Origin of the sequence: Spongiactinospora gelatinilytica, assembly GCF_003236385.1 — a bacterium.
Classification (GTDB): Bacteria; Actinomycetota; Actinomycetes; order Streptosporangiales; family Streptosporangiaceae; genus Spongiactinospora; species Spongiactinospora gelatinilytica.
The window spans coordinates 1-4,295 of record NZ_POUA01000515.1 but is presented as its reverse complement, the minus strand read 5'-3'; the positions used below and the strand labels follow the sequence as shown (position 1 = coordinate 4,295).

4 protein-coding genes are annotated in these 4,295 nt (G+C 72.7%); all 4 read left to right on the top strand.

What is annotated here, in order from left to right; all coding sequences use genetic code 11:
- The first annotated feature begins 17 nt into the window (after positions 1 to 17).
- Positions 18 to 416 (top strand): NAD(P)-dependent oxidoreductase, encoded by a 399-nt coding sequence (locus C1I98_RS36025; RefSeq protein WP_267898108.1) that lies wholly within the window; start codon positions 18 to 20, stop codon positions 414 to 416.
- A gap of 166 nt (positions 417 to 582) precedes the next feature.
- The gene (locus C1I98_RS36020) at positions 583 to 2,214 is read left to right on the top strand and encodes an amidohydrolase (protein WP_233508476.1); all 1,632 of its coding nucleotides are present in this window, start codon (positions 583 to 585) and stop codon (positions 2,212 to 2,214) included.
- Positions 2,215 to 2,279: 65 nt separating this feature from the next.
- Positions 2,280 to 3,113: a helix-turn-helix domain-containing protein gene (locus C1I98_RS36015; protein WP_111171766.1), complete on the top strand. Its 834-nt coding sequence runs from the start codon at positions 2,280 to 2,282 to the stop codon at positions 3,111 to 3,113.
- Positions 3,114 to 3,711: 598 nt separating this feature from the next.
- Positions 3,712 to 4,295 (top strand): hypothetical protein (locus C1I98_RS36010; RefSeq protein WP_199537480.1); only part of this gene is annotated, 584 nt, incomplete at its 3' end.

Genomic DNA, 4,295 nt, shown 5'->3' with positions numbered 1-4,295 from the left:
GGGGGACGCAGGCGATCGTGGACGCAATGCGGGCGCAGGGGGCGCGGCGGATCTTGGCGATCAGCGCCGCGCCGGTCGCCGGCGTGTCGGCCCCCGGCCGGCCGGTGCCGCGCCACGCGCCCGGTGAGGGGCCGTTCATGCGGTACATCCTGACCCCGCTGCTTCGGGCCGGCCTGCGTCAGGAGTACGCCGACCTCGCCCGGATGGAGGCCGTGCTGGCCGGAAGCGGGCTGGACTGGACCGTCGTACGCCCGCCGCGGCTCACCGACAAGCCCGCCACGCACGCCTACCGGACCGCGCTCGGCGCGAACCTGCCGCGCGGGCTGAAAATCTCCCGCGCGGACCTGGCGCACGCCATGCTCGGCATGCTGACCGACCAGAGCACGATCAAGCAGTACGTCGCCGTCGCGTACTGATCCATTCGATCCGCACCGGTGCGACACGCCGGTTGGAGGGAGATCGTCACGAGCGTCCGGCTTCGTGATCAGACCGCCACCCACCAGATCCTGATTTCCCTGTTCTCGTGCTCCCACTCGACATACTTTGAATCCCATCACTGACCCGGGGAGACGAAGAACCGAAGTGACAAGGGAACACGAACGAACCGTCCTGTCGCGGATGCCCGCGCCGCAGGCGCACGGCGGCGTGGCGGCGGAGCGCGGGGAGCGCGGGGAGCGCGGGGAGCGCGGGGAGCGCACGCTGTGGCGGGGCGGCCGGATACACGCGCCGGACGGCGGCAGCGCGATGCTCACCGAGGGCGAAAGGATCGTGTGGGTCGGCGACGACACCGGTGACGTGCCCGCCGCGCGCGTGGTGGAGCTGGACGGCGCGTGGGTGACCCCCGCCTTCGTGGACGCGCACGTCCACGCGACCTCCACCGGCCTGGCGCTGTCCGGCCTGGATCTGACCGGGTGCCCGAGCCGGGCCGAGGCCCTCGCGCGTCTCGCCGCGCACGCCACCGGGCAGCCGCACGGCACGATCCTGGGCGGCGGCTGGGACGACTCGCTGTGGCCGGAACGGCGTCCGCTCACCGCGGCCGACCTGGACGCGGCCGCCCCCGGCCGGATGATCTACCTGGCCCGCACCGACCACCACTCGGGCGCGGTGTCCTCGCCGCTGCTCGCCGCCGACCCGGAGGTCCGCGGCGACGCGGGCTACGACGACAGCGGCCTGCTCCGCCAGGCCGCACACGAACGGCTGCGCGCCCTCGCGCACGCCTCGCTGACATCCGCGCAGCGCCGCGACGCCCAGCGGCTGACCCGCGCCCGCGCCGCCGAGCTGGGCGTCGGCTGCCTGCACGAGCTGGCCGGCCCGGTGCTGTCCAGCGAGGACGACCTGGCGAGCATGCTGGAGCTGGGCCGTACCGAGCCGGGTCCCGACGTGGTCGGCTACTGGGGCGAGCTGGGCGGCACCGCGACCGCCGCCCGGCACGGCTGCGCCGGGGCGGCGGGCGACCTATTCCTGGACGGCTCGCTGGGGTCGCGTACGGCGGCGCTCAGCCGGCCGTACGCCGACCGTCCCGGCGACACCGGCGCCCTCTACCACGGCGTCGAGGCCGTCGCCGCGCACATCGTGGACTGCGCGCGGGCCGGGTTGCAGGCCGGGTTCCACGTGATCGGCGACGCGGCCGTGCGCACCGCCGTGGAGGGCTTCGAGGCCGCCGCCCAGGAGGTCGGCCTGGAGGTCATCCGCGCCGGGCGGCACCGGCTGGAACACGTCGAGATGATCGACGCGGGCCTGATCGCGCACATGGCCCATCTGGGCGTGTGGGCGAGCGTGCAGCCCGCGTTCGACGCCTGCTGGGGCGGGGTGCACGGCATGTACGGCGAGCGGGTCGGCGCGGAGCGCGCGGCGGCGATGAACCCGTTCGCCTCCCTGGCCGAGGCGGGCGTCGGCGTGGCCTTCGGCAGCGACTCCCCGGTGACGCCGATCGACCCGTGGGCGGGCGTGCTCGCCGCGGTCCGGCACCACACCCCCGCGCACCGGATGACCCCCGCCGCCGCGCTGGCGGCGCACACGGTGAACGGCTGGCGCGCGGGCCGGATGGACGACTGCGGGGTGCTGGCCGCCGGGATGATCGCGACGTTCGCGGTCTGGGACGCGGCGGCGCCGATGGCCGACCTGGTGGACGGCAAGCCGGACGATGGTTCGGTGAGCGCGCCGGTGTGCGTCCGCACGGTGGTACGCGGGGCGACGGTTTATCAGCGCTCCTGACCGGCCCCGTCCCGTTGTCATGCTCGCGATCGACATCACCTTCACGAGTGACCAGGAAGTCACATATGAGTCCGAGAGTGGTTCCCGACGAAGAACCGATCTGGCGCGCGCTCGCCGACCCCACCCGGCGGGCGATCCTCGATGTGCTGCGCGGCGGCGCGCGCAGCACCGGGGCGCTGGCGGCGGTCTTCCCCACGACGCGGTTCGCCGTGATGAAGCATCTGGGCGTACTGGCCGACGCCGGTCTGATCACCATCGAGCGGCGTGGCCGGGAACGGCTCAACCACCTCAACCCCGTCCCGCTGCGGATGGCGTACGAGCGCTGGGTCCGGCCGCTGGCCGGCATCACGGCGCACCCGGTGGAGACGGCCGGGGCAGCGGAAGGACCGGAGCCGAGCAGGGGAGCGCGCGTGGAGTACGGGCTGGACGTCCGGGCCGAGCACACCGTCAAGGCCGGGGCCGAGCGTACCTGGGGCGCGCTGCTCGACCTCGCGGACTGGTGGCCGCGCACCTGGCCGGAGGGCGAACGGCTGGCCTTCGAGCCGCGCCTCGGCGGCCGGCTGGGCACCACGGCCGAAGGGCGCACGCTCGATGACGGGCCGGGCACCCTGTGGGGCGTGGTGAGCGCGCTGAGCCCGGGCCGCGAGCTGGTGCTGGACGGGTCGATGGGCGTACGCGGGCCGGTGGCCGGGCAGTGGCGGATGATCCTCACCCCGGAGGGCGAGACGACGAGCGTCATCGTCGAGCACCGGGTGATCGGCGAGATCGACGAGGACACCCGGGCGGGTTTCACCCTCGCCTGGCCCGGCACGCTGGCCGCGCTGGACTCCTACCTATCCGGCCTATGCGGCCGCAACGATAGCCAACCGGTATTTCCCGAACGCAACTACGGGGCTTGACAAATCAGGTGCGGCGAGGAGAGGGCGTCTTCTCGCCGCCCGCCGTTTCATGGCGTGAGCTTGGCGGACGTCCTCCAGGGAGAACGACCCTCCGGACGGAAGAACGGCCTGCCCCGCGCAGGAGAACGGCAGGCGAACTCTCGGCACGGCCCGGCCACGGGCCCGGCCACGGTGAGCAGCGAGCTCCGCCCGGCGATGCACTTACAGCACGACAGGTTTGGGACGGACAGTGCGTGCCGGGCATGAAAGTGCTGGTCAGATGGGCACTTCTGGGTTTCGGATAGCCGATACCCGGCTTTCGGAATATTTATATTCCGGTCACAGTAGATGACTTATTCATCGGTTTCCTTACCTTCCCAAGAGATAACCGTCAGTCTAATATCTAGTTTTATGTCTCGGTGTGCACAGGATTTCTATGGCACGCGCGCGCGGCAGCCACGTCGGCATGCCGCCATGCCCGGACATTGCCCTGACCGTGAGCCGTGGAACGTTACCCGGTGCGGTCCGGCCCCGGTCATTTCCGATAGACGCGCAATACGAGGGGTTGCCATCTCGGAGAGCCGCGACGCCTGACGTCCAAGACACAGGAGGCACGACGATGGGAACCTCCCGCGCGACGACGATCACCGTGGCCGTCGCGATCGGTGTGTTCGGCGTGGGCGCCGGGGTGGGCAGCGTCATCGCCGGCCGTACGGCGGGCGACGGCGGGATCAAGCTGGCGGCGGGCACGTACCATCTGGACGAGCAGGAGGACCCGGGGCTGACCTTCGAGCCGTCCGACCCGGAGCCGTCCCTGCCGCCCGAGTCGTCTGAATCGGCCGGGGATTCGGCCAAGGATCCGGCTGAGCGTTCGGAGGCCCCGGGGCCGTCCGAAAAGCGCCGCCGAAGCGGCTTACGGGTCTGCCTGACCACCACGACCGACGGGCGGGTGATCGCCGCCAGACCCGGCGGCGAAGACGGCCAAGGCGGCCGGAGCGGGCGGGCCGACGACGGCTGCACGCCGCTGCCGGTCGTGGTGGACGCGGCGGCGGAGCGGTTACGGCCGGGCAACTCCACCCCCCTACCGCTGCCCAGCCCGATCGCGACGCCCTCGGGCGGGGACTGCTCGCCGAAGCGCGCGCCCAACGGGGTGATGCTGACTCCGGCGGTCCCCGGCTCCAGGTCCGCCGCCTCGCCCCGCGC